Source organism: Bacillus sp. TL12 (genome assembly GCF_022625245.1).
Classification (GTDB): domain Bacteria; phylum Bacillota; class Bacilli; order Bacillales; family Bacillaceae_G; genus Bacillus_A.
Genome location: NZ_JAJJBY010000009.1, coordinates 86,424 through 110,160, shown reverse-complemented (window position 1 = coordinate 110,160; position 23,737 = coordinate 86,424). Strand labels below are relative to the sequence as shown.

The window sequence follows — 23,737 nt, the reverse complement described above, 5'->3', positions numbered from 1 at the left end:
GTCAATGAAAAGGGATGGTATAATAAAGTTAAGTTGAAAATTTATGATGCGAGATTAAATTAGGAGAGAAACTATGAAAGAAAAAGAACGTTTAATTATAGAAATGGCAATGAAGTTATTTGCAACGAAAGGTGTAAACGCAACATCGGTGCAAGAGATTGTAACAGCGTGCGGGATATCGAAGGGAGCATTTTATTTATATTTTAAATCAAAGGATGAGTTGCTTTTAGCGACACTCAGGTATTATTATGACAAAATCCATAAGAAGATGATGGATCTTGACAACGAATCGTTATTACCACGTGAAAAATTTGAAAAACAATTATATTGTCAGTTTAGTGATGTACAACAGCATAAGGAATTTATTATTATGCATGCAAGGGAAAGCGCAATTCCTTTTAATAAAGAAGTAGAAGCATTTATGATGAGAATGAAACTAGAGTCACATGCATTTTATCGAAATAGTTTATTATCAATTTATGGCGAACAGGTTACTCCATATCTTTTAGATCTGGTTATTATGGTAGAAGGGATATGTAGAGGTTATTTAGAGCTAATTATTTTAAACGCAGCTGAAATAGATTTATTCCATGTTTCATCATTTATTTTAAAGAGAATGGATGATCTTGTGGAGGGCCTTGTACAATCTAAGGATATACCTGTTTTACATGAAGAAAAGCTGGGGCAATTCTTTTGTAGTTCAGAGCTTATTAAAGAGCAGGTGAAAGAGCAGTTTTTACAGGAGATTGTTACATTCAAACGCACCCTAGCAGATCAATTAGAAAATGACGAATTGCTAGTTACATTAGATGTTTTGGAAGCTGAAATGAGAGTGCCAAATCCAAGAATCCCAGTTATTCAAGGAATGCTGGCTAATTTAAAATCTTATGATGACTTGAGGGATTTTCGGTTGAGACTAGCTGGGTACTATCATATAAAAGTTATGTAAGAGAGAAGAATATATTCATAATAAAAAAGGGATCTTAGTAGATCCCCTTTTTATTAGCTGTTAGATTGTGCCCATTCTTCTACGTTCCAAACTTTTGTTATCCAATCTTGGTAGAAGTCTGGTTCGTGACATACAAGAATAATGGTCCCTTTGTATGCCTTCATTGCCTTTTTCAGTTCTTCTTTTGCTGTAACATCAAGATGATTTGTTGGCTCATCGAATAGTAGCCAGTTACTCTCTTCACCCATTAGCTTACATAAACGAACTTTTGCTTGCTCTCCACCGCTTAATTGGCTTAATGGACGAGAAATATGCTCGTTTTTCAAACCACATCGTGCTAACATTGCACGAACTTGGTGCTGATCTAGACTTGGGAATGTATTCCAGACATCATCGATTGGCGTTAAATTCTCAGCTTTTACTTCTTGTTCGAAGTATGCTGGTTCTAAGAAATCACCAAGGCTTGTTTTCCCGCTTAATGGTTTAATTTTACCTAGGATTGTTTTTAATAATGTTGATTTACCAACACCATTACATCCAACAATAGCGATCTTTTCTCCACGCTCAATTGTCATCGTTAGTTTTGGTAATAATGCATGTGTGTATCCAATTTCTACATCTTCACCTTCAAAGACAAAGCGACTGCTTGCGCGACATTCTTTGAAAGAAAATTCGGGTTTAATTGCTGTTTCTGGGCGATCGATACGCTCCATGCGATCGAGTTGCTTTTGACGACTCTTTGCACGACCTGTTGTAGAATAACGGGCTTTGTTTTTGGCGATAAAATCTTCTTGTTTTTTAATGAATTCTTGTTGTTTTTGATAAGCGTTTAAATGTTGATTTTTATTGATTTCAGCTAGCTCTAGGAATTTTTCATATGTCGCTGTGTAACGCGTCATTTTTGAGAATTCTAGATGGAAAATAACATCGACACATTTGTTCATAAATTCCGTATCATGGGAAATTAAAAGGAACGCATGTGGATATTCTTTCAGGTAATTTGTTAACCATTGAATATGTTCAACATCTAAATAGTTGGTAGGCTCATCCAGTAATAGTACTTCTGGTTGTTCAAGTAATAATTTGGCAAGTAATACTTTTGTACGCTGCCCACCACTTAATGCAGAAACATCACGGTCTAATCCAATTGCATCAATTCCAAGACCACGTGCAGCCTCTTCAATTTTAATATCTAGTAAGTAGAAGCCACCTGCTTCAAGTGCATCTTGTATTTCTGCCATTTGGTCTAGAAGTTCTTCCAATTCTTCTGGTGTAGCCGTTCCCATTTTTTCTGTAATAATATTGAGTGCTTTTTCTTTTTCAAATAAAGGTAAGAATGCATCTGTTAATACGTCACGAATCGTTCTGCCTGGTGTTAAAATTGTATGTTGGTCTAAATACCCATAGTGTGTACCAGGTGTCCATTCTACGCGTCCCTCATCATGGATAAGCTGTCCAGTAATGATATTCATAAATGTTGATTTACCAACGCCGTTTGCGCCAACTAATCCAACATGTTCTCCTGCCAATAAACGCATTGATACGTCCTTAAATAGTGTGCGGTCACCAAATGTATGACCTAAATTTTCAACTGTTAATAAGCTCATAGTGTCCTCCGTCCATTTCAAAATAGTATCTTGAATCATGATACTAAATTCTTAGAGATAATACCATCCTTTCAAAATGTATATTTTTTCAAAAATAGGATTGTTTTTTTCTGGAAAAGGGATATAATGTAATTGAACAGCGGTTAATTAAATTGTGAGGTATGAGAGATGTCGCCAAGAAGGGCAGTTAAACAAGAATTAACAAGAGAAATGATTATGAATGCAGCGAGGGATTTATTTATAAAATTAGGCTATCAGCATACTTCCATGCGTAAAATTGCAGCAGAATTAGGATATAGTCATGGTTCGATTTATTATCATTTTAAGAATAAAGCAGAGCTTTTTTATGCGATGATTGAACAAGATTTTCAATTATTAAATGAAACACTAGATGAAATTAATGCTCTAAATTTAAAACAGGAAGAGCAATTAAAAGCAGTTTTATTTGGATTTATTGAATTTGGTTTACGAAATCAAAGTCATTATGAAATCATGTTCTTGATTAAAGATGATGAATTAAAAGAATGTTTAGCAGATGGACCAAATGTTAGTTATGAGAAGTTCGCTTCTGTTATATCTTCTTTATGTAAAGGAAATATAAATGCAATGACAGTATGGTCTGTTTTTTTATCATTACATGGATTTGTTGCGCATTATTGTGGAAGTGGTCAAACGTTTGAAGATGTACAAGATTTAGCTAAAGTGCATGTGAATTTTATTGCAAAGTCACTTCTTAATTAAGTGATTTTCTTTTTAACATTAATTGAACAGTGGTTAATTAAAGGGGGATATGATGATGAAAAAGGCGTTAGTATTGGGAGCATCTGGAGCAATGGGGTATGCAATTACAAAGGAGCTATGTGGGAGAGGGATTGATGTAATTGCCTTTGCAAGAAATAAGGGAAAGCTAGAAAACTTGTTTTGCGGGGAAGAAAGAATACAAATAGTAGCAGGAGATGTATGTAAGCAAGAAAATATAATGGAAGCTGCTAAAGGTGTAGATGTTATATTTCATGCTGTAAATATTCCGTATACAGATTGGGGGATAAAGCAGCCAGAGTTACTAACAAATATATTAGAAACGACGAAGCGCCACGGTGCTAAATTAGCGATGGTAGATAATATTTATGCGTATGGAAAACAAGGAAGAGGGAAGGTAACGGAAGAAGCTGTAAAGAATCCACATACAAAGAAGGGGAAAATTCGTTTACAGCTTGAATTGATGGCGAAGCAAGCAGAGGTGCCGGTACTTATTGCTCATTTTCCAGACTTTTATGGACCAAATGCGGAAAGCACACTCGTTCATCATACACTGCAAGGTGTTCTTGCAAATAAAATATCTAGTTTTGTTGGGGATAAGAAGCTTGCTAGGGAATATATTTTTACACCGGATGGAGCTAAAGCTATTGTTGAATTAGCATTACGTGATGATGCATATGGGCAAAATTGGAATATACCAGGATCAGGTGTAATTACAGGGGAAGAAATGATTAGGCATATAAGAGAATTAACTGGATATACAAAACCTATAATGACTGTAAAAAAACGTATGATCGGAATGATTGGCCTATTTGATAAACAAATGAAAGAGTTTGTAGAAATGTTATATTTGACAGAAGAACCGGTTGTATTAAGTGGAGAAAAGTATGAGAGGTATGTCGGTAAAGTGCCAAAGACATCTTACCGTGAGGGACTAAAGGAGACGATTTCGTTTTTAGAGAGAGAAACTAGATAAAGTGGAATTTTAATCAGTGGGGACTCGATTCCCCACTAATTATCAGCCCTCACCAATCGAGCTGCCCGTTAATGCAGGATAAAAAAGAAGAGCAAACTGTTCTAATATTGAACGGTTGCTCTTCTTTTTCTTCTATTTAAAATACCCTCGAACGATTCCTTTTAAACGATTTGCATGGAATTTACGTTTGTCGTTCGAAATATTTTGTGTCATACGGAATGTAGCGGCTGCAACCGCGCGTAAAAAGTAAGGGAAGCCATAATGTAAACGAATTACTCTTCCGAAACCACCGGCATAGGAAATAGCCCTTTTTAATGATTGCTCATTAATCACTTCTTCTTTTACTGGATGGTATACGAATAGGTCTTTTCTAAATAGTCCTGTATATCCATTTTTCATACCGCGCAGTACGAAATCAGTTTCTTCACCAGCTCCGTAAATTGTTCCAGATCCAACACCTAAATCTTCATCAAATGTACCAACATCTTGTACAAATTGTTTCGTAAAGAATAGTGTGAAAGATGGCCCCATGAATCCATATTTATTATTTAAAATAATATCTGTTTCTGGCGCATGTACTAATGAGCCTGTCCCTTCAACATTTGTAGTATTCGTTGATATGAACTGAATATCCTTATCGTCATTAAATGTTTCTAGGATGCTTTCTAACACATTTGTTTCATAGATACAATCATCATCTGGGAAAGAAATAATATCGCCATCTGCTACTTTTAATCCTGTATTACGGGCACGGGATAATCCTTTAATAGGTGTATAAATATAATTAATAGCGAATTTCTCCTTGTAGTCTTCAAAGAGATCAGAAATAGGTGTATCATTTTGGTCAACTACAATGAGTTCGAAATTTTTATATGTTTGTTTTTCTAACGACTTTAGTAGATCAATAATATCATCACGTCTGCCGCAAGTGGCCATGATTAAAGAAAATTTCAATTATAACAGCTCCTTAAAGAGGGTTCATTTGTTTATATTTAGAAAAGAGTTTGTACGTTTGTGTTATATTGCATTAAGCTCGTTTGAATCTTGCTTTTATTTTGTCTAACAACATAAAGAGAATCTCATCTTTTGCTAGGAATAGGATAAGTGCATAAGCTAATCCGCATGCTAACATTGTGACGATAACTTGTAGAATTTGTCCTGAAATTACCGTATTCACTAAGAATGCTATTGGTAAAAACGTTAGTGAATAGAACAGATATTTTAGCTTTTGCATATCGAATAATGTGTAATTTACTTTCAATTTCTTTTTTATATAAATATATTCCAATACAGTCAATGTACAGTTAGCAATCGTTGTTGTAATAATTGCTGTTGTTGGTGTAAGGATACGGAAAAATACGAGTACGAAATTTAATACAAGGTTGATAAAACCGCAAATGAATAAAAAGCGTACTAAAATACTTTCTTTCTTTTTCACATAAATAATTTGGTTGGATAAAATAGATTCAATTCCTACTGAAATCATATAGAATGCGAAAACCATTAATGTGTCACCAGCAGCAGCATACTCTTTTCCACCGTAAATAATAACAGCTCCGTGAGCGATAAGCATTAAACCAATAGCAGCTGGGAATAACGTAATGAAATATACTTTTGAAATTTTATTTAGTAAGGATTCATATTCTCCTTCAGTTGCATTGCCTGATAAATAAGAAAGCCTTGGAATTGTAACTTGTACAACACTTAACATAAGTGTGTTAATAATGGTCATGATTTGAAAGGCCATTACGTAGAAAGCAACTGCAGCTTTTCCGGAATATTCCCCTAAAACAAGGCGATCTAGCTGTGTGTAGAGAATATTAGCATTTGAAAAAATAACAACTAAAAATAAAGGTTTTAAATGTGGAACAATTGTTAAATTGGAAAAATCAAACTTAACTTGGCGCTTCACATATATAAAACTAATAAAATGGTTTAAAAATGTTGATAAAACTAACAAACCGGCAAATTGCTTATAGTCATCTGCTCCATGAATAAAAGTGAAAAGAAGCACAACATAAATCAGACGAACAATAACGGTTTTTTTCGTAATGAAATCATAATTCTCATGCGCTTCATTAAACCATTCTACATAGAATAAATTAGCAATGAAATTAAATCCGAAAATGAGAAGTACAGGAAATAAATCTTGGTTCCCATAGCCAATATAGCTAAAGAGTGAAAATGCTATTAAAGCCAGAATACTTGTTGTAACGTTAATTACATATAAACTCGTGAACAATTGTGCAACTTTCTTCTTATCATTTTTTACTAAGCTGATTTCACGCAATCCATATTGATATACACCAAATACAGCAAAAATGAAAAAATAATTAAAAATCGTTTCAGCAAAGTTAACAGTTCCCATTGATTCGGCACCGAGCATCCTGTATGCGTAAGGTCCTACTAGAATTGGGAGAATAATATTAAAGGTATTCAGCAATATTTTATAGAAAATATTTGAGACAAGTGACTTTTGCATAATTTCACCTTTCCACATAAATGAAAGTTAAATACGTATCTTTCATGATCATTGTATTAATTATTGAAATAGATTCCTTCTGCATGTTCTATAGGAAGTAATTCAATATTAGAAGCAGAGTTAGAAGAATCCCAATCTGCATTTTTAATCATATAATTTGGTCCATAATTGTCTGTTAAATACTGCTCATAATTACTAGGAACAGCAAATGTTTCACCTTTAAACGGGATTGTTCCCATATCTGTAAATGTAGAGATTGCCCTCTTTGTTTTCCAACCAGTTGAAACACGATATGTTTCATGATTTGTAAACGTTACATTTTTGCTACCTTCAAAGAAATAATACCATACTTTATCATCAGCTTCTTTAAAGTAGTAGAAAATATCTACATATACACCATGATAAACATATGTTTCCTCTACAGTTTTTCCATCAATCATAAATGCTCGTTCTTTTATAAAGCCTCTTTGTTTCATTTGGTCTTCAATAGCTTGCCTCATATTTTCATCTACGTAAAAAGCTCCAACATCAATATCATCATCATGACCGATGAAGTCTTTTTCACGTACAGCGCCTAATAAAGTACCATAATCTAGCCAGAATGTATGACCTGCAGCTTCAAAAGCTTCTTGCATTAGAATCAGTGATTTTAATCCATACTGTTCCATATTTGCTCTTCTAATACGAAGTGTTTTATTTTGAGAATAGTTTTGGATAACAGGGATTGATTTGATTTTGCTATAAAGTGGGTTGTTTTTAATCCGTTGTATAAGTTTCAAGAGATGTCCTCCACATTAAATAAATTGATATTAGTAGTCAATAACTACGGATATAAGTGTACCGCATATAAACTTTGTAAATCAACTATTGGTTAATTAGGGGAATAGATGAATAAATGCCCCAAGTCCACTTGGGGCATTTATGTTATCTATATTTTAAATTAGAAAGTGATTGTATTATACGTACAATTCCATAGGAAGCGATTAGACATATGATTGGTATTACGAAATACCCGTATCGGTTAATAGGTAAGAATATATTGGAAGCTGCTACATAGATAATCAAGCTAGCGACCAATAACATAAAACGTTTATGTTTAAAAGAGTTTAACATAAACAATAAGGAGCTTAGCGCAGCGATAACGATTAAAAATTGATGATATATTTTGATCATTGGATAGATGGAATAATTATCTACCCAAGATGGTGTTTTGAATAATTCAATTGTTTTCCCAACAGTAAACCATGAGAACCAATAAGTAAAGTCAGTAGTAAAACCTTGCTTAATGAGCTCTTTTGCATAAACAGTTGTATCTGTATATCCTGCAGCAATCATATCTTGACCAATATCGGCGGATCTAAAGAATGGATTTGCGCCAGCTAGTAATGGGTTACCGCCTTGTGTTGAAAATAAGATGAACTCATGTAAAGAAATCCAGTTTCTTAATACCCAGGAACCAATAATGAAGAAGGGACCAATACACCATAGTAGACCGATTTTGATAGATTCCCAAATTCCATAGGTGTAAATGACAACAATGATTGGGATAAGAAGCATAGGAGCTGGATTCGGACGGAACATTAATAGAATAGCGACTACAATTCCAAACCAAACATGGTATTTTGTTTTATTGTATTTCCAACATAGTATGAAAACATATATAGATAAACATAACAGAAACATTGAAGGTGGTTCTGTTAAAAGCATGCGGAAATATTGGTAAATACTAAAGTAACAAGCATACAACCCAGCTGCAATAATGCCGTATAATTTTCTTTCAAATAACTCTTTTCCAATTAAATAAAGAATGAGTATAGTGAGTAAATCAAATATTAAGTTAAATCCAGTAGCTACATAATAATATGGGATATGTGTTATCTTTGATATAATCATAGCCCCGGCAAGCAGTAAAGGTTGCGCTGGTGTAACATAAGCGTTTTTTGCTGGTGGATCGCTTGGTTCGAGATAAACGAATCCAAAAATACCATGTTCTAAAAGTTGCTTAGCCGTTAAAGTATAATTATAAGCGTCGACTGCACCAAAATTTTCGTTAACAATTATTTTTGCGTCTACACCAGGTTGCTTTATTAAGCAAAAAATATGTAATATTAGTGATAATGTTAAAATTATATATAATGATTTAGGGAATTTACTTAAGTACATTCGCAATATGATTCACTTCCTGTCCTTTAAAATGATTCTCAAAGTTAAATTATAGATTATTTTTGAAAATATGGCTAGCTTTTCCAAAGTTCAAGAATGCTAAAGTACGAGGGAGAGTTTTTATATCCGTTTAATTATAGACTTATGTGTAGTAGTTATATGGACACAAATACGCTGTACACTTACAATGGTATTTAGGAATTTGTAAGGATGGTTTGCTCAAAATGTTTTTTATTCCACATAAATGAAATTAAAAAGTGGATAAAATATTGATGAAAGGATATGTAAGGAAGCAGTGTATTTTAAGTTTTAAACAATAGAACTAGAAGATGATACCGTGTACTACATAAAGCGACATTTTCTTTGTTAGCATTTTGAACAGTTTAATTTGATTATATGCATATCATAAGTTGAAGGAGTAGAATTCATTTGTTCAAGAAATATACAGAAAAAAGGTATTTTCTACCATTATTAGGTATTCTTTTTTTAGGATTCTTATTAAGGTGGACTGTTTTAGTTAAATATGGAGTAAATTTAAATATTGTTAGTGATGATGTAGGGTATCAGGCTAGCGCGATGCGTCTATTAGAGAGTGGAATGCTTACATACCATAAGGCAGATCAACCAACTATTCATATCATGCCAGGGCAATCATTTCTACTTGCCACAATCTTTTTCATATTTGGTAAGGCGAAATTAGGTATATTTGTAGCCAAAATGACAATGATTTCATTTGGGATCCTAAGTATTTTTATGACTTTTCTGATTGGAAAGCGTATATTTAATCCTGCTGTTGGATTAATAGGTGCATTTTTATTAGCGATATATCCACCTGAAATAGTGATAGATAACTTAACATTGACGGAGAGTCCATTTTTATTTTTATCATTGGGCCTTCTTTATTGGAGTTTGAAATTAGCTGATAGTCATTCAATGAAAGATTTTCTTATACTTTTATTGTTTTACTTCTTAGCGTTATTTTTCCGTGTTCAAATTGCAATCTATCCAATTTTCTTATTCGGTTATTTAGTAATAAAGAGATATCCGTTTAAAATTATGATGAAGCAGCTGCTTGTTAGTATAGTAGCGTTATTCTTAGTGCTTGGTCCTTGGTGGGTGCGAAACTATATCCAATTTGATAAATTTATTCCGTTGACTGCTGGTTCTGGAAATCCAATGTTGTTAGGTACATATCAAGGTGAAGGATATCCAGGAGGAAAAAGTATAGAAGAGATTGAAAAAGAAATATTTAGTGAAAATCCAGATATCGAAGCGCATAAATGGATGGAGATGGAACAAAAAATAGCAACCGAACGTATGAAAACTTGGTGGGAAACAGATAAAAAATCTATGTTAAAAAGCTATTTAATTTTAAAACCACAAATCTTTTGGGATATTCCATACTATTATCCATACCATCAAATTTATATTTTTGATATTGATGGAAAAGATATGAAAGTGATTTATGATTATATTAAGGTAATGTTCGTAATTTGTACGATTATCACATTTTTATTGGTTACTTCTAAGTGGAAAGAATGTGTATTCTTACTAGCGTTAATTGTTCTTCAAACATATTTTAATTGCTTGTATTTTGCTTATAATCGATATGCGTTGCCTCTTATGCCGTTACTATTTATTATGATAGGAATGGGTGTGACGTCATCATTTATGGCTATAAGGAATTTAGGTAAAAATCTATTATCTAAGTAGTACTGAAATATAAAATTAGAATATATATGATCCTTTATTAAAGAGGAATTATTAGTAGACTTGCCATATAAGAAAGAGCCTCTTGGCTATTTCATTCTCTGAATGTACGATATATACTTACTTTAGGACGTATTGAAAGAAAATATATATGAAAAACCCCCAAAAAAATGAACTTTTAAAAGTCTTTTTTTTGGGGGTTTTGTAAAATAAACTCTTTTAAAATTTATTTTGCTTGCTCTTTTTCTTTTATTAATTCTTGTTTTAATAAAGCATACTCTTGCGTTAATGTTACAAGTTGGTGATGTTGTTTTGATAATTTTCGAGTTAAATCAAAAATTAGGATGAAACAAAACAGCAAGCCAAACAAGAATAAAATAGATGGTGGATATTCTACTTTCAGTAGGTTCCCAATCCAATTTATAATTCTATCAGTAGAACTTAAGATAGCCATGGATATACAAACAAAGATCCATAGAATTGAGTATTTTGTTTCTAAAGCTCCTTTACGGATGGAGTTAATAATAACCAAAAACATCAAAAGAATAAAGATAAATGAAAAGGTAACTATTGACATATATGATCAGCCTTTCACAATTTTTTGCATTAATATAGCGAGACTTACTTTAATCATGTAATATGCAGATTTTAAAGGAGTAATAGACGATTGTCCGCCCTGTCTTTCTTGCATATTTACAGAAATCTCGTTAATGCGTAAGCCTTTTTTCTTTAAGTGGATTAAAACTTCTGGTTCTGGGTAATCCTTTGGATAGTTATAAGAAAAGATTTCAATTACCTTTCGGTTAATTGCACGATAACCAGATGTTGGATCCATAAATGTTTGTCTTGTTAGTAATTTTAATAAGGCCGTAAAGTAAAAAATGCCAATTCTACGCGAGATGCTACCTTTATAAGCCGTTTTTTCGGTAAAACGTGAACCAAGTACCATATCGCACTTATCTTCAGCGATAGGTTTAATAATTTTGTATAAGTCCTCAGGATTATGTTGACCATCTGCATCAAATTGAATCGCGATGTCGTATCCATTCACATCCGCATATTTATAACCAGTTTGTACAGCAGAACCGATTCCTAAATTGTATGGTAAATTTACAATGTTAACTGGGAATTCTTTTACAATTTCTGCTGTTCGGTCGCGTGAACCATCATTAATAACACAAATATCTAATTGTGTGAAATGTTCTTTCAGTTCTAATAGCCTCGTTAATGTATCTCCAATTGCTTCTTCTTCATTATAAGCAGGAATAATAATCAGCGTTTTCGGTATTGAAATTGGTACTTCAACAGACATTTTTGCACCATCCTTAATATAAAATGATTAATGAGATTAAATGAAACAAGCTAATTTAAGCACACTTTACTTAATATACCATTAAAATTATAACAAAATAAAGGACAAGATATGTAATTTTTGTAAATAGAAAAGTTAGACTATGCATTCTTTTGAAAAAAATAACGAATATAGTCAGACTATATTCGCTAAGGGATATCAATTTTTGGAATTTTAACTTATACACTCCAAGGTTTATTCAATGTTAATACATCAGCCATTTCTCTACTTTTTGCACGGTTATCTTTTCTACTTTGTGCACGTTCTTTCCCTGTTTTGTATAACCAATGTTCTTCTTCTGTTTCTGGTAGCACCTGTGGTACAGAAGATGGCTTTCCATCTTTTAGTGCAACGAATGTAATGAAACAAGTTGCAGCAATGCGGCGTTCTCCTTCTAATAAAGTCTCTGCAACGACTTTCACAAATACCTCCATAGAGGATCTCCCGGTATAGCAAACGAATGCCTCATAGCAAACGGAATCCGTTTGGTGGATTGGAGTTAAAAAGTCAACGGAATCAATGGAAGCTGTTACGCAATGTTTCCGGCTATGTCTTGCTGCTGCGATAGATGCGATGCTATCAATTTCCGCTAATAATTTTCCGCCAAATAATGTTTGATGGTTGTTTAAATCGTTTGGAAAAACACGCGTTGTTTTAATTGCTTTTGATTCTCTCATAAATTTCTTATCCATATAATCGACTCCTATTTATGTTTTCAATCAGAGTGGCATACCTGTTTACTGTATAAAAAAGGTTCGTGTCTTCTATTGAATGTAATTTGCTATTTAAACAATTGATATTCGATAAACAGTGTACTTTATTAAAATAGAATAATATTGCATTTCTATTCGTATAACTGAAAGAAAATTTATTTTGTATAGGTTGTAGTGTAAAAGAGGTTTCGCTTACATTGCAAGTGAAAAAGTTACTGCTATATTTTTGTCATATAAATTTTTTAACTGTCATGTGTCCATTCATGATAGAATCGTTGTGTTATGAATGGAAATAGAGGTGCAATATACATATGAATCATATACAAACAGGGTTTTCATCTTTTTTTAGTAAAATGATTATTGGAACTATGCTTGCCTTTTTTGTTTATTCCTGCTGGAACGCCTTCGAGGGAAGTAAGCAGTTTTTAGGAGGAAGCGCTACGAGTTTAACGATTGTGCTCTCGATTTTTGTTATACTGCTGTTGCTTCTCTCGTCTATTTTGCAATATCGCTTTACGGATAAGCAGTTTCTCATTTTTCTAATGAGTATGACGGTGCTTATTCGACTTGGAGCAGTTCTCTTTTTTGATGCTCCAGTTATAGGAGATATGAGAGCTATGTATGAGACTGCAAAACAAGTTGCACTGGGAAGCAGTAATATAACTCTTGTTAGTCAAATACCTTTCATTATATATGAGTCAGTATTAATTCGTGTGTTTGGCGATGCTACATTTGTTTTGCAATTATGTAATGTTTTATATTGCGCAGGAACAGCATTTTTCATTTATCGAATTGCGGCAATTTTATTTCAAGAAGAGTGTGGCCGGATTGCGGCGGTGTTTTACTCACTATATTTGCCCAATATTCTTTCTTGTTCATTATTAACAGGGGAATCACTCTCTATATTTTTATTTTACTTTGCGAGTTACATATTGCTGCATAAAGGGTTGAGTCATTCTTACACATGGGCATGTGCTGCGATACTATTTGCTCTTAGTAATATGATGTATCCAGTAGGGGTATTTATACTTATTTTAGTAATTATGTATGTCTTACTAGTGGAAGTATTCCGAAGTGCAGATAAACAAAATGTATTGTTAAAACTAATCGGGGTTTTGGCTGTATTTTATGCTACTCATTTTGGTATCAACTATGGGATTCAAGCAATGGGAATAAAACAGTATACCATTTCTAATGATGCGTATATGCAATCGGTTTTAATTGGGGAAGGGCGTAATAAACAAGAAACGGTTCAAGCAAAAAGCATGAAAGAACGCCTAAATCAAAATGTAAGTGAGTTAGAAACAGAACGGTTAGCTGTCGTTAAGCCAAGTGCAGATCAGCTATCTTCAGGAGGAATGAATGGGGCATTGCTAAAAGTTGAAAAACTCATCTTTATAGCTGTAACTTTATTTATGTCAATTGCGCTTTTACATTTTCTTATTCAGAAACAAAAGAGCGAAGGTTATATGTTTCTACTATTACTTATAACTGGATATATTGGCATGAAACTTTTAAATAAGGATATGGTACATAGTAATTTAACTATACCAAGTTTATTCATTCTACAAAGTTTAGGTGTCTATATGTTGTCATTCTATTGTCAAAAGCTATTTTTCAAAAAATAGAATACTCCCTTTTAGAGCAGGATATTTTTATTCTGTATCTTTCGGGGATATACTGAGGTATATGAGAAAAGAAGACTCACGATTTTTTAAGTGGTGAGTTTTCTATTTAGGCATAAATAAAGAGAATTCGCTTTGAATTCTCTTAATGACTTTTACCTCGCATTAACGAGCAGTAAGACTCTCACCTCAAAATTCGGCAAAAGCAAAGAAGTTAGGTGGGAGTCTTACTGCCCGTAAAAGCCCGATTGGTGAGGGCTAATAATCAGTGGGGAATAAAGAAAACCCCGACTGATTAAAGTTTCACTTTATTAGCATTTGCCTTTGCATGACTTTTAAAGAAGACTGGAAAATGCACATTATATATAACAGTGACTACACGTATGATGAATGTTACTAGTAAACAAATATAAAAGGCTAATACGTTTGCACCCATTTCATACGTAATTAGGAAACTAATTGCGCCTAAGATAGAAGCAATCGCATAGATCTCCTTACGGAATACATAGGGAATATCTTGAGCGCAAATATCACGCAAAATCCCTCCGCCAATACCTGTAATAACACCCATCGAAACAACTAAGAAGGAAGCATCGACGTGATGTGACATGGCAGCATTTGCGCCAATAGCAGTAAACACGCCTAAACCGACAGCATCTGAAAGCATAATGACAACTTGAAGTTTATTAATACGTTCAAAAAACATACAAGTAAAGAGGGTTGCTAGTACGCTGACAAAAAAGTAAATCGGTTGTACAAATGCAACGGGAGGTAGGTTACCAATCATAATATCACGAATAATTCCGCCACCAAGTGCAGTAGCTACAGCTAAACAAAGGACACCAAATAAATCTAAATCTTTCTTTAAACCAACTAATGTACCAGAAATGGCAGCGGCGATAATGCCGAGAAACGTAAATATTTCGATTAATAACATGGCTCTAATCCCTTCCTCTTAAAGATGTTCCAGAGCAAAATATACACTAAAGTTTTAGAAATAACAATTACTTTTCGTTACATGTAGAAAAAAAGAAAAAACGAGGAAAGAAAGCGTTTGAAAATACGGGATATGTAACATATAAGGAAGAGGTTTATTATCTATTATCTATATAGATAGTAATTGAAAATAGCAAGTGGTTAACTGAAAAATTATGTTATAATAAATATTTGAGACGAGTTAAAGGTTTATTGTAAATTGTATAAAGTGAGATAAGGTTATGATAGTTATGGGGGTTCGAGATGTTAGAAAATAATAGTTTAGGTAATAAATTTGGAAATTTTTTATTGATTTTCATTATGTTACAGCCAGTTTTAGACTTACTCACATCATTTTGCATCATGGTTTTGAAAATTGATACAACAATTGGAGTTATTACGCGTTTATTAGTAATGGCTCTTGGTGGAATCTATATTTTGCTTCAAGCAAAAGAAAAAGAAAATCGTAAATATATCATCTATTTAATAGTAGTAGGTATTGTTTTTGCTATAGGTTTAGTAAATAATAAACTTGTCAAAAGCCCTATTATGTTGGGAGAAGAAGTTAAATTCATAGCAAAATCGTTATACCCATTAATTATGCTTACTTGTTACATTTTTGTATTTAAATCATTAAGAGAAAAAACAAATACGTATTCCAAAATGCGTAACTATATTGTGTATGCAACGTTAATTATAAATAGTATCATGGTTATTTCTATTGCGACAGGAACGGATTATAACAGCTACGAATGGGTGAAGCTCGGTTCACGAGGTTGGTTCTATGCAGGAAATGAATTAGGAGCCATTTTAGCAGTTATATGTCCAATTGTTGTCCTATACTCAATTGAAAAAACAACAAGCATAGCGAAGAGTTATTTTTGGATTCCTTCTATTTTAATTATCTTCTCATTATTTGCTGTTGGTACAAAGGTTGGTTTTGGAGCAATTTTTGGTACAATGGTTGTTGCTGTGTTCATGTGCTATGTTCAAGCATTCCTGCAGCGTAAAGATAGAAAGAAGAAGCCATATTTATTGAATGGTATTCTAGCAACTGTCGTTTTTGCTGGAGTATTAGCGTATACACCATTTTCACCATTCTTAAAAAATATAGGACTTCACTTCCAAATTTTTGAGCAAAAACAAGAAGTGAAAAAAGCGGAAGAAAAGAAAGAAGAAAAGAAACAACATAAGCCTCCTGTTACAAAAGAGGAACAAGAAAAAGAAATAGCAAAAGAAAAAGAAATAGAGAAAAAAGAAGAAACACAAGCAATGATTTTCAGCGGACGTGAGATATTTGAGAAAATGTATAAAGACTATTATGCAGAAGCTCCAACATCTCAAAAACTATTAGGAATGGGGTATTCCGGTAACTTTAAAGAGGATCAGGGTCCGAAACTAATTGAACGAGATTTTCATGATTGGTTCTATTCATTTGGAATTGTTGGTTTCGCTCTACTTTTAATCCCATTCTTATACTTCGGTGTGAAAATTCTTCTCGTATTAGTAACTAGGTTTAAGGATGTATTTACAGTCAAATACGGATTATTAGCAACTGCATTAGGTTTAGCGCTGGGTATCGCATTTATAGCGGGACATGTATTAACGGCGCCTGGAGTAAGTATTTATTTTGCTGTAATCTTTGCATATTTAATTGTTGATTTAGAAATTGAATGATAGAAAAATAAAAGCTAGCGTCACGTTAGCTTTTATTTTTTGTTATAGTAATTATAAGAGAACATAAAGATGGAGGAAGAAAGAGATGAAAGTGTTGCATATGAATGCTGGAGCAGAAGAAGGTGGCGGGAAAACTCACATTATTTCACTTTTGTCGCAATTTCCAAAAGATGAAGTTGAACTACTTGTGTTTGAAGAAGGTGCAATTGCTAGAGAAGCAAGAGAGCTTGGAATTAAAGTGCACGTTTTTTCCCAATCATCTCGTTATGACATATCGATTCTTTCCAAAATACGTACGTTTATTAACGAAGAACGCTTTGATATTGTACATACACATGGCGCGCGCGCGAACTTTTATCTTTCTCTTCTAAAAAGGAAGATACGTGCAAAATGGGTAACAACAGTTCATAGTGATCCAACTCTTGATTTTATGAAGCGCGGTTTAAAAGGTTGGATTTTTACAAAGTTAAATTTGCGGTCTTATAAGAAAGTTGATTTATTTTTTGCAATTACGGAACGTTTTAAGAAAAATACAGTAGCACTTGGTGTGCCAGAAGATAAAATTTGTACCGTTTATAACGGGATTGAGTATGATGACATTCCAACAAAGTCGTATAATATGAAGGATGAATTAGGTGTACAAGAAGGGACATTTATTGCTATTCAAGTAGCCCGTCTTCATCCTGTAAAAGGACATAATATTTTATTTGATGCTTTGCAAAAACTAACAATTCCTAACATAAAGGTATTATTAGTTGGAGATGGCCCAATTGAAACAGAATTGAAAGAGACAGTAAGGCAGAAAGGCTTAGAAGATAAAGTAATGTTTTTAGGGTATCGTTCGGATGTTAAAGAATTATATGCATCCGCTCATATTAATTTATTAACTTCTTATAGTGAAAGCTTCCCACTTGTATTATTAGAAGCAGCAAATCAACGTTTAACATCTATTGCAACAAATGTTGGTGATATGGAAGAATTGATTGTTGATCATACATATGGATGGATTGTACCAATTGGTGATGTGCATGCATTAGCAAGTGCATTAGAGGAAAGCTATAAGAAATGGATGAATGGTGAATTAGCATCGATGGGTGAACGTTTATATGAGCATGCTTCTTCTCATTTCTCATTACGAAATCTATATGAAGATACTCATAAAGCATATAAAAAACTTTTATTGAAATAGAGAGGATTATAATTATGGCAGTACAAACAGTTGATATTTTAGGTGTCCCTTTCTCTACGATGACAATGGAAGAGACAATTCAATATATCATGAAGCAGTTAGAATTAGAACAAACTCATACATTTCAAGTTGTAACAGCGAATCCGGAAATTGTAATGTGTGCGAAAAAAGATCCAAGTTTTCATCAAACACTTTTGAAAACAGATTTAATCACACCAGATGGTATTGGAGTTGTAAAAGCAAGCGGCATGCTAGGCACACCATTAAAAGAGCGCGTAGCAGGTTTTGATTTAATGAGTGATTTATTTGGGACGTTGTCGAAAGAGAATAAATCCGTATCTGTTTTTTTACTTGGAGCAAAACCGCATGTTGTGAAAGGTGCTGCTGATCATTTAACAAAAACATATTCAGCTGTATCTATTGTGGGAACACAAGATGGATATTTCAAACCAGAAGATGAAGAAGATATTATTTCTCGTATTCAAGAAGCAAAGCCAGATCTATTGCTTGTAGCACTTGGATTCCCAAGACAAGAAAACTTTATACAAAATAATAAACATCGTTTGCAAGCAAAGGTAGCTGTTGGTGTAGGTGGTAGTTTGGACGTTTGGGCAGGAGAAGTAAAACGTGCACCAAAATGGATTCAAGCAATTCATTTAGAATGGTTTTACCGTCTATGTAGTAATCCGACGCGTTGGCGTCGTCAGCTTGTATTAGCTGAATTTCTAAAAGCAGTGATGCGTTCGAAAAAGTAGCGAAATATCGCTGCTTTTTTTTATTTTTGAAAGTTGAATATGTGGCATTCTTAAACCTCACTTTATCCCGCTATTTTAGGGCTAATCATCAGTAAAACCCTACTAATGGAAGCTCCACTTTATGGGAAGATTAAAAAGGAACCTTTAAGTAAAAATAGGAATGAAATTATTTTACTTATACAATACACACATGTAAAATGATGTGTAAAGACACCTGTGTAAGGAGGACTTCTTGTGGGGAATGTAAAAGAAATTTCAAAGCGCAAGCTTCTTGGAATAGCGGGGCTAGGCTGGCTATTTGATGCAATGGATGTGGGTATGCTTTCATTTGTCATCGTTGCACTGCAAAAAGAATGGGGACTAAGTAGTGAAGAGATGGGCTGGATAGGAAGTGTCAATTCTATTGGGATGGCTGTCGGTGCACTCATATTTGGGATACTAGCGGATAAGATGGGAAGGAAATCGGTCTTTATTATAACGTTATTATTATTTTCTATCGGTAGCGGCTTAACGGCATTAACAACAACATTGACTATGTTTCTCATATTGCGCTTTTTAATCGGTATGGGTCTTGGCGGGGAATTACCAGTCGCTTCGACGCTTGTATCTGAAAGTGTTGAAGCTCATGAACGTGGAAAAATTGTTGTATTACTAGAAAGTTTTTGGGCTAGTGGTTGGTTAATTGCAGCTTTAATTTCTTATTTTGTCATTCCAAACTACGGTTGGCAAATAGCGATGGTATTAAGTGCAATCCCAGCTTTTTATGCGCTATATTTACGATGGAATTTACCGGATTCACCAAGGTTTGAAAAGGTTGAGGAAAAACAATCTGTTATTGTGAATATAAAAGCGGTTTGGTCTGGAGAATACAGAAAAGCAACGATTATGCTATGGGTTTTATGGTTCTGTGTGGTCTTTTCTTATTATGGCATGTTCCTTTGGCTGCCAAGTGTGATGGTTTTAAAAGGATTTAGTTTAATAAAAAGTTTCCAGTATGTGTTAATTATGACGTTAGCACAGCTTCCAGGGTATTTTACTGCTGCATGGTTTATTGAACGCCTCGGCCGTAAATTTGTGTTAGTTACGTATTTAATTGGCACGGCATGTAGTGCTTACGTCTTTGGAGTAGCTGAATCACTCACGACATTGTTAGTAGCAGGAATGCTATTGTCCTTCTTTAATCTAGGAGCATGGGGTGCACTATATGCATATACACCTGAGCAGTATCCGACAGTGATTCGCGGTACTGGGGCTGGTATGGCTGCGGCATTTGGTCGTATTGGTGGTATTCTCGGTCCGTTGTTAGTAGGTTACCTTGTTGCTTCTCAAGCTTCTCTCTCTTTGATCTTTACAATCTTTTGCAGTTCCATTTTAATAGGTATGCTTGCAGTGGTTGTACTTGGACAGGAAACGAAGCAACAAGAATTAGTATAACAAAGGAAGGAGGTCCAAAAGACTTCCTTCCTTTGTTTTTTGAGAAAAAGGGTAGCTTATTAAATAGAAAATATGCATAGAAAAAGGGATTATTTCGTACTAAAGCGAATGTATACAACAAGACATATGGACAAAACAATTAGGTGGTTGGGCAGATGAAAATTTTACTTATCATGGAAGAGACAGAAAATAGAAATCGATTAATAGAGACATTTACAGAAAGTATGCGAAATATAGAGTGCTTTGAAGCAAGAACAGGAATGGAGTCTTTACAAGTAGCCAAAAAGCATATTCCTGATTTTGTTTTTTTAGATACAAAATTAAAGGATGGCACAGGGTTCGAATTCTCTAGCTTATTAAAGCAATTAAGTAGCGATACAAAGTTTATTTTTATGGGTGAGAATATAGAAGAGGCGATAACTGCCTTTCGCTTTCAAGCGTTTTATTATTTACTACGACCTTTTCATGCAGAAGATTTACAATTTCTTTTGCATAGACTAGAACAAGAAAAAGGAAAGAGTATAAAAAATCATTTGCGCAAACTTCCGATTGAAAGTCATGAAGGAATTACGTATCTTTTCCCAGAGGATATTGTATATGTAAGTAAAAATAAAGAGAATAAAACCGTCTCGATATACACAACAAATAATCAGTATATTTCAACATACACACTCCAAGAATTAGAAAATAAATTAACAGCATATGATTTTTTGCGCGTTCATAAAAGTTATTTAATAAATGTTATGTATGTTCAAGAACTAAAGCCTTATTATAACGGAACTTATAATCTTTATTTAGAAAGGTATGATGAGCAGCCAATTCCTGTTAGTCGAAATTATGTAAAACGACTTCGAAATAAAATTGAACTATGACAAGTCATAGGTGAATTTCAACATGTTAACATAAGAATCCTTCATGATAAGGAGGATTTAACTAAAATATTCAGAAAATTTAGTACAATCTCCACTAAGAAGTAGTATAGGGGGGATTGTATGTGAAGGCATTTAAGTCAATTTTACTTTGGGGTGTAATCGCAGCAATAGGAGCAGCTGGATTTGGTGTAATTGCTTTATCACAAGGCGAAACGATTAATGCTGTATGGTTATTAGTCGCAGCAGTTTCTGTATATGCGATTGTGTATCGTTTCTATAGTAGATTTATCGCACGAAAAGTATTTGAACTAGATAATAATCGACAAACACCTGCTGAGACGCTAAATGATGGGAAGGATTATGTTCCAACAAATAAATGGGTATTATTTGGACATCACTTTGCGGCAATTGCTGGAGCGGGCCCACTAGTAGGTCCAATTTTAGCAGCGCAGATGGGATATTTACCGGGAACAATTTGGATTATTGTTGGGGTTGTAATTGCTGGAGCAGTACAAGATTTTGTTATTTTATTTGCTTCAATGAGACGTAATGGAAAATCATTAGGTGAAATGATTAAAGATGAGATTGGTCCTGTAACAGGATTGATCGCGATGATTGGTATTTTAGGTATTATGATTATTTTATTAGCGGTATTAGCTTTAGTAGTTGTGAAAGCGCTTGTTGGTAGCCCTTGGGGAATGTTTACAATCGCAGCGACAATTCCAATCGCTATTTTAATGGGTGTTTATATGCGTTACATTCGTCCTGGACGAGTTGGGGAAGGATCCGTTATCGGTATTATTTTACTTCTTTTATCTCTTGTAGGAGGACAGTATGTAGCTGAGAATCCTACACTCGCAAGTATGTTTACTTTTAGTGGTGAAACAATTGCAATTATGCTTATTGTATACGGTTTTATTGCGTCTGCATTACCGGTGTGGATGCTCTTAGCTCCACGTGATTATTTAAGTACCTTTTTAAAAGTGGGTACGATTGTTGGGCTAGCAATTGGGATCCTCATTGTAGCACCAGACCTACAAATGCCAGCTGTGTCCAAGTTTATTGACGGAACAGGACCGGTGTTTTCTGGAAATCTATTTCCGTTTTTATTTATTACAATTGCATGCGGGGCTGTATCAGGGTTCCATGCTTTAGTTTCTTCTGGTACGACGCCAAAGATGATCGAAAGGGAAGGACATGCTCAGCCAATTGGTTACGGAGCGATGTTAATGGAATCGTTCGTCGCAGCGATGGCTATGATTGCAGCTTGTGTATTAACACCAGGGACATATTTTGCAATTAACAGTCCAGCAGCTCTTATCGGGACCGATGTATCACAAGCAGCTCAAGTGATTTCTTCTTGGGGATTCACAATTACACCAAATGAATTAAAAGAGCTGGCTGTAAACGTTGGTGAACAAACGATATTATCTCGTACAGGAGGAGCACCAACATTAGCAATTGGTATGGCCTACATCTTTTCACAAGTAATCGGTGGAACTGCGATGATGGCGTTCTGGTATCACTTTGCTATTTTATTTGAAGCATTATTTATTTTAACTACAATTGATGCTGGTACACGTGTAGGACGATTTATGATCCAAGATATTTTAGGACACGTATATAAACCGTTTGCGAAAACAGATTCTACACTGGCTAATGTGATTGCAACAACGTTATGTGTGTTAGGGTGGGGATATTTCTTATACCAAGGTGTAGTTGATCCGCTCGGTGGTATTAATACATTATGGCCACTCTTTGGAATTGCTAACCAAATGTTAGCGGGAATTGCGTTATTACTTGGAACAACAATATTATTCAAAATGGGGAAAAAGGCATATGTTTGGGTTACCCTTATTCCGACTGTCGGTTTGCTAATTGTGACAATGACAGCCGGCTATCAAAAATTATTCCATGAGAATCCGAAAATTGGATTTTTATCGCATGCAAAAGTATTCCAAAATGCTTTAGATGAAGGGAAAATACTAGCACCGGCCAAAAATGTGGCACAAATGAAGCAAATTATTTTCAATGATTATGTCGATGCTGCGCTTTGTGGAATTTTCATGTTAGTTGTAATAGCAGTTCTTATTTCAGCTATTCGTATATGGATTAAAGTGTTGCAAAATAAAGCAACACCATTAAATGAAGCACCATATATTCCAAGAGATGAAAGTGAGTCGAGAAATTATGCTTAAAAAATTTGGGAAGGTGTGGAGGGCACGTAAGCAATTTATTAGTTTGCTTGTTGGAGTGCCGAGTTATGAAACGTATGTTACTCATATGAAACAACACCATCCAGAAGAACCGCTTCTATGTCGAAAGCAATTTTTTGCAGAAGCACAAGAAGCTAGATTCAATGCGAAGGGCGGAAAAATATCAAGATGTTGTTGAAGAGAAAGAGCGATTCGTCGCTCTTTTTTACCTTTTTTGTTGTTTCACGTGGAACAACAAAAAAGGTAAAAAATTTCGGGATTATAGAGATAAAGTGAAACTTTAA

The 23,737-nt window shown here is 34.1% G+C and carries 21 protein-coding genes; 12 read left to right on the top strand and 9 right to left on the bottom strand.

Annotated elements, in window-relative coordinates:
* The first annotated feature begins 73 nt into the window (after positions 1–73).
* A complete protein-coding gene (locus LOK41_RS11085; protein WP_241816509.1) occupies positions 74–949 on the top strand; it encodes a TetR/AcrR family transcriptional regulator in 876 nt (291 codons plus the stop codon).
* Between the two features lie 53 nt (positions 950–1,002).
* On the opposite strand, the gene LOK41_RS11080 is transcribed toward LOK41_RS11085, so the two are convergent.
* Positions 1,003–2,595: an ABC-F family ATP-binding cassette domain-containing protein gene (locus tag LOK41_RS11080; RefSeq protein WP_241816508.1), complete on the bottom strand. Its 1,593-nt coding sequence runs from the start codon at positions 2,593–2,595 to the stop codon at positions 1,003–1,005.
* 129 nt (positions 2,596–2,724) lie between these two features.
* On the opposite strand from LOK41_RS11080, the gene LOK41_RS11075 reads away from it, so the two are divergent.
* Entirely contained in the window at positions 2,725–3,297 is a 573-nt protein-coding gene (locus tag LOK41_RS11075; protein ID WP_241816507.1) for a TetR/AcrR family transcriptional regulator, read from the top strand.
* Positions 3,298–3,352: 55 nt separating this feature from the next.
* On the top strand, positions 3,353–4,291 hold the full coding sequence (locus tag LOK41_RS11070) for an SDR family NAD(P)-dependent oxidoreductase (RefSeq protein WP_241816506.1): 939 nt from the start codon (positions 3,353–3,355) through the stop codon (positions 4,289–4,291).
* Between the two features lie 132 nt (positions 4,292–4,423).
* Here LOK41_RS11070 and LOK41_RS11065 read toward each other — a convergent pair whose 3' ends face one another.
* From LOK41_RS11065 to LOK41_RS11050, 4 genes are all read right to left on the bottom strand, one after another.
* On the bottom strand, positions 4,424–5,245 hold the full coding sequence (locus tag LOK41_RS11065; protein ID WP_241816505.1) for a glycosyltransferase family 2 protein: 822 nt from the start codon (positions 5,243–5,245) through the stop codon (positions 4,424–4,426).
* 73 nt (positions 5,246–5,318) lie between these two features.
* Positions 5,319–6,773, bottom strand: a complete 1,455-nt coding sequence (locus LOK41_RS11060; RefSeq protein ID WP_241816555.1) for an oligosaccharide flippase family protein — start codon at positions 6,771–6,773, stop codon at positions 5,319–5,321.
* Positions 6,774–6,829: 56 nt separating this feature from the next.
* On the bottom strand, positions 6,830–7,552 hold the full coding sequence (locus tag LOK41_RS11055; RefSeq protein WP_241816504.1) for a LicD family protein: 723 nt from the start codon (positions 7,550–7,552) through the stop codon (positions 6,830–6,832).
* Positions 7,553–7,697: 145 nt separating this feature from the next.
* Complete coding sequence (locus LOK41_RS11050; protein WP_241816503.1) at positions 7,698–8,936, bottom strand: glycosyltransferase family 39 protein; 1,239 nt, start codon at positions 8,934–8,936, stop codon at positions 7,698–7,700.
* Positions 8,937–9,365: 429 nt separating this feature from the next.
* Between LOK41_RS11050 and LOK41_RS11045 the strand changes: the two genes are divergently transcribed.
* Positions 9,366–10,649, top strand: a complete 1,284-nt coding sequence (locus tag LOK41_RS11045; RefSeq protein ID WP_241816502.1) for a glycosyltransferase family 39 protein — start codon at positions 9,366–9,368, stop codon at positions 10,647–10,649.
* Between the two features lie 223 nt (positions 10,650–10,872).
* Here LOK41_RS11045 and LOK41_RS11040 read toward each other — a convergent pair whose 3' ends face one another.
* The 3 genes from LOK41_RS11040 to LOK41_RS11030 form a co-directional block, all read right to left on the bottom strand.
* Positions 10,873–11,223 (bottom strand): DUF2304 domain-containing protein, encoded by a 351-nt coding sequence (locus LOK41_RS11040; RefSeq protein WP_241816501.1) that lies wholly within the window; start codon positions 11,221–11,223, stop codon positions 10,873–10,875.
* 6 nt (positions 11,224–11,229) lie between these two features.
* On the bottom strand, positions 11,230–11,958 hold the full coding sequence (locus LOK41_RS11035) for a glycosyltransferase family 2 protein (RefSeq protein ID WP_241816500.1): 729 nt from the start codon (positions 11,956–11,958) through the stop codon (positions 11,230–11,232).
* A 218-nt stretch (positions 11,959–12,176) separates the two neighbouring features.
* Positions 12,177–12,689: an acyl-CoA thioesterase gene (locus tag LOK41_RS11030; RefSeq protein WP_241816499.1), complete on the bottom strand. Its 513-nt coding sequence runs from the start codon at positions 12,687–12,689 to the stop codon at positions 12,177–12,179.
* A gap of 332 nt (positions 12,690–13,021) precedes the next feature.
* On the opposite strand from LOK41_RS11030, the gene LOK41_RS11025 reads away from it, so the two are divergent.
* Positions 13,022–14,338 carry a glycosyltransferase family 39 protein gene (locus LOK41_RS11025; RefSeq protein WP_241816498.1) on the top strand — a complete coding sequence of 439 codons (1,317 nt, stop codon included), beginning with the start codon at positions 13,022–13,024 and terminating at the stop codon, positions 14,336–14,338.
* Positions 14,339–14,630: 292 nt separating this feature from the next.
* On the opposite strand, the gene LOK41_RS11020 is transcribed toward LOK41_RS11025, so the two are convergent.
* Positions 14,631–15,272 carry a trimeric intracellular cation channel family protein gene (locus tag LOK41_RS11020; protein ID WP_241816497.1) on the bottom strand — a complete coding sequence of 214 codons (642 nt, stop codon included), beginning with the start codon at positions 15,270–15,272 and terminating at the stop codon, positions 14,631–14,633.
* 302 nt (positions 15,273–15,574) lie between these two features.
* On the opposite strand from LOK41_RS11020, the gene LOK41_RS11015 reads away from it, so the two are divergent.
* From LOK41_RS11015 to LOK41_RS10985, 7 genes are all read left to right on the top strand, one after another.
* Positions 15,575–16,987, top strand: a complete 1,413-nt coding sequence (locus LOK41_RS11015) for an O-antigen ligase family protein (protein ID WP_241816496.1) — start codon at positions 15,575–15,577, stop codon at positions 16,985–16,987.
* A gap of 85 nt (positions 16,988–17,072) precedes the next feature.
* A complete protein-coding gene (locus tag LOK41_RS11010) occupies positions 17,073–18,176 on the top strand; it encodes a glycosyltransferase family 4 protein (protein ID WP_241816495.1) in 1,104 nt (367 codons plus the stop codon).
* Between the two features lie 14 nt (positions 18,177–18,190).
* Positions 18,191–18,931 (top strand): WecB/TagA/CpsF family glycosyltransferase, encoded by a 741-nt coding sequence (locus LOK41_RS11005; RefSeq protein ID WP_241816494.1) that lies wholly within the window; start codon positions 18,191–18,193, stop codon positions 18,929–18,931.
* Positions 18,932–19,165: 234 nt separating this feature from the next.
* Complete coding sequence (locus tag LOK41_RS11000) at positions 19,166–20,365, top strand: MFS transporter (RefSeq protein ID WP_241816493.1); 1,200 nt, start codon at positions 19,166–19,168, stop codon at positions 20,363–20,365.
* Between the two features lie 155 nt (positions 20,366–20,520).
* Positions 20,521–21,237 (top strand): LytR/AlgR family response regulator transcription factor, encoded by a 717-nt coding sequence (locus tag LOK41_RS10995; RefSeq protein WP_241816492.1) that lies wholly within the window; start codon positions 20,521–20,523, stop codon positions 21,235–21,237.
* A 122-nt stretch (positions 21,238–21,359) separates the two neighbouring features.
* On the top strand, positions 21,360–23,435 hold the full coding sequence (gene cstA, locus LOK41_RS10990; protein WP_241816491.1) for a carbon starvation CstA family protein: 2,076 nt from the start codon (positions 21,360–21,362) through the stop codon (positions 23,433–23,435).
* On the top strand, positions 23,428–23,631 hold the full coding sequence (locus tag LOK41_RS10985; protein ID WP_241816554.1) for a YbdD/YjiX family protein: 204 nt from the start codon (positions 23,428–23,430) through the stop codon (positions 23,629–23,631). Before cstA ends, LOK41_RS10985 begins: the two co-directional genes overlap by 8 nt.
* Positions 23,632–23,737 lie beyond the last annotated feature (106 nt).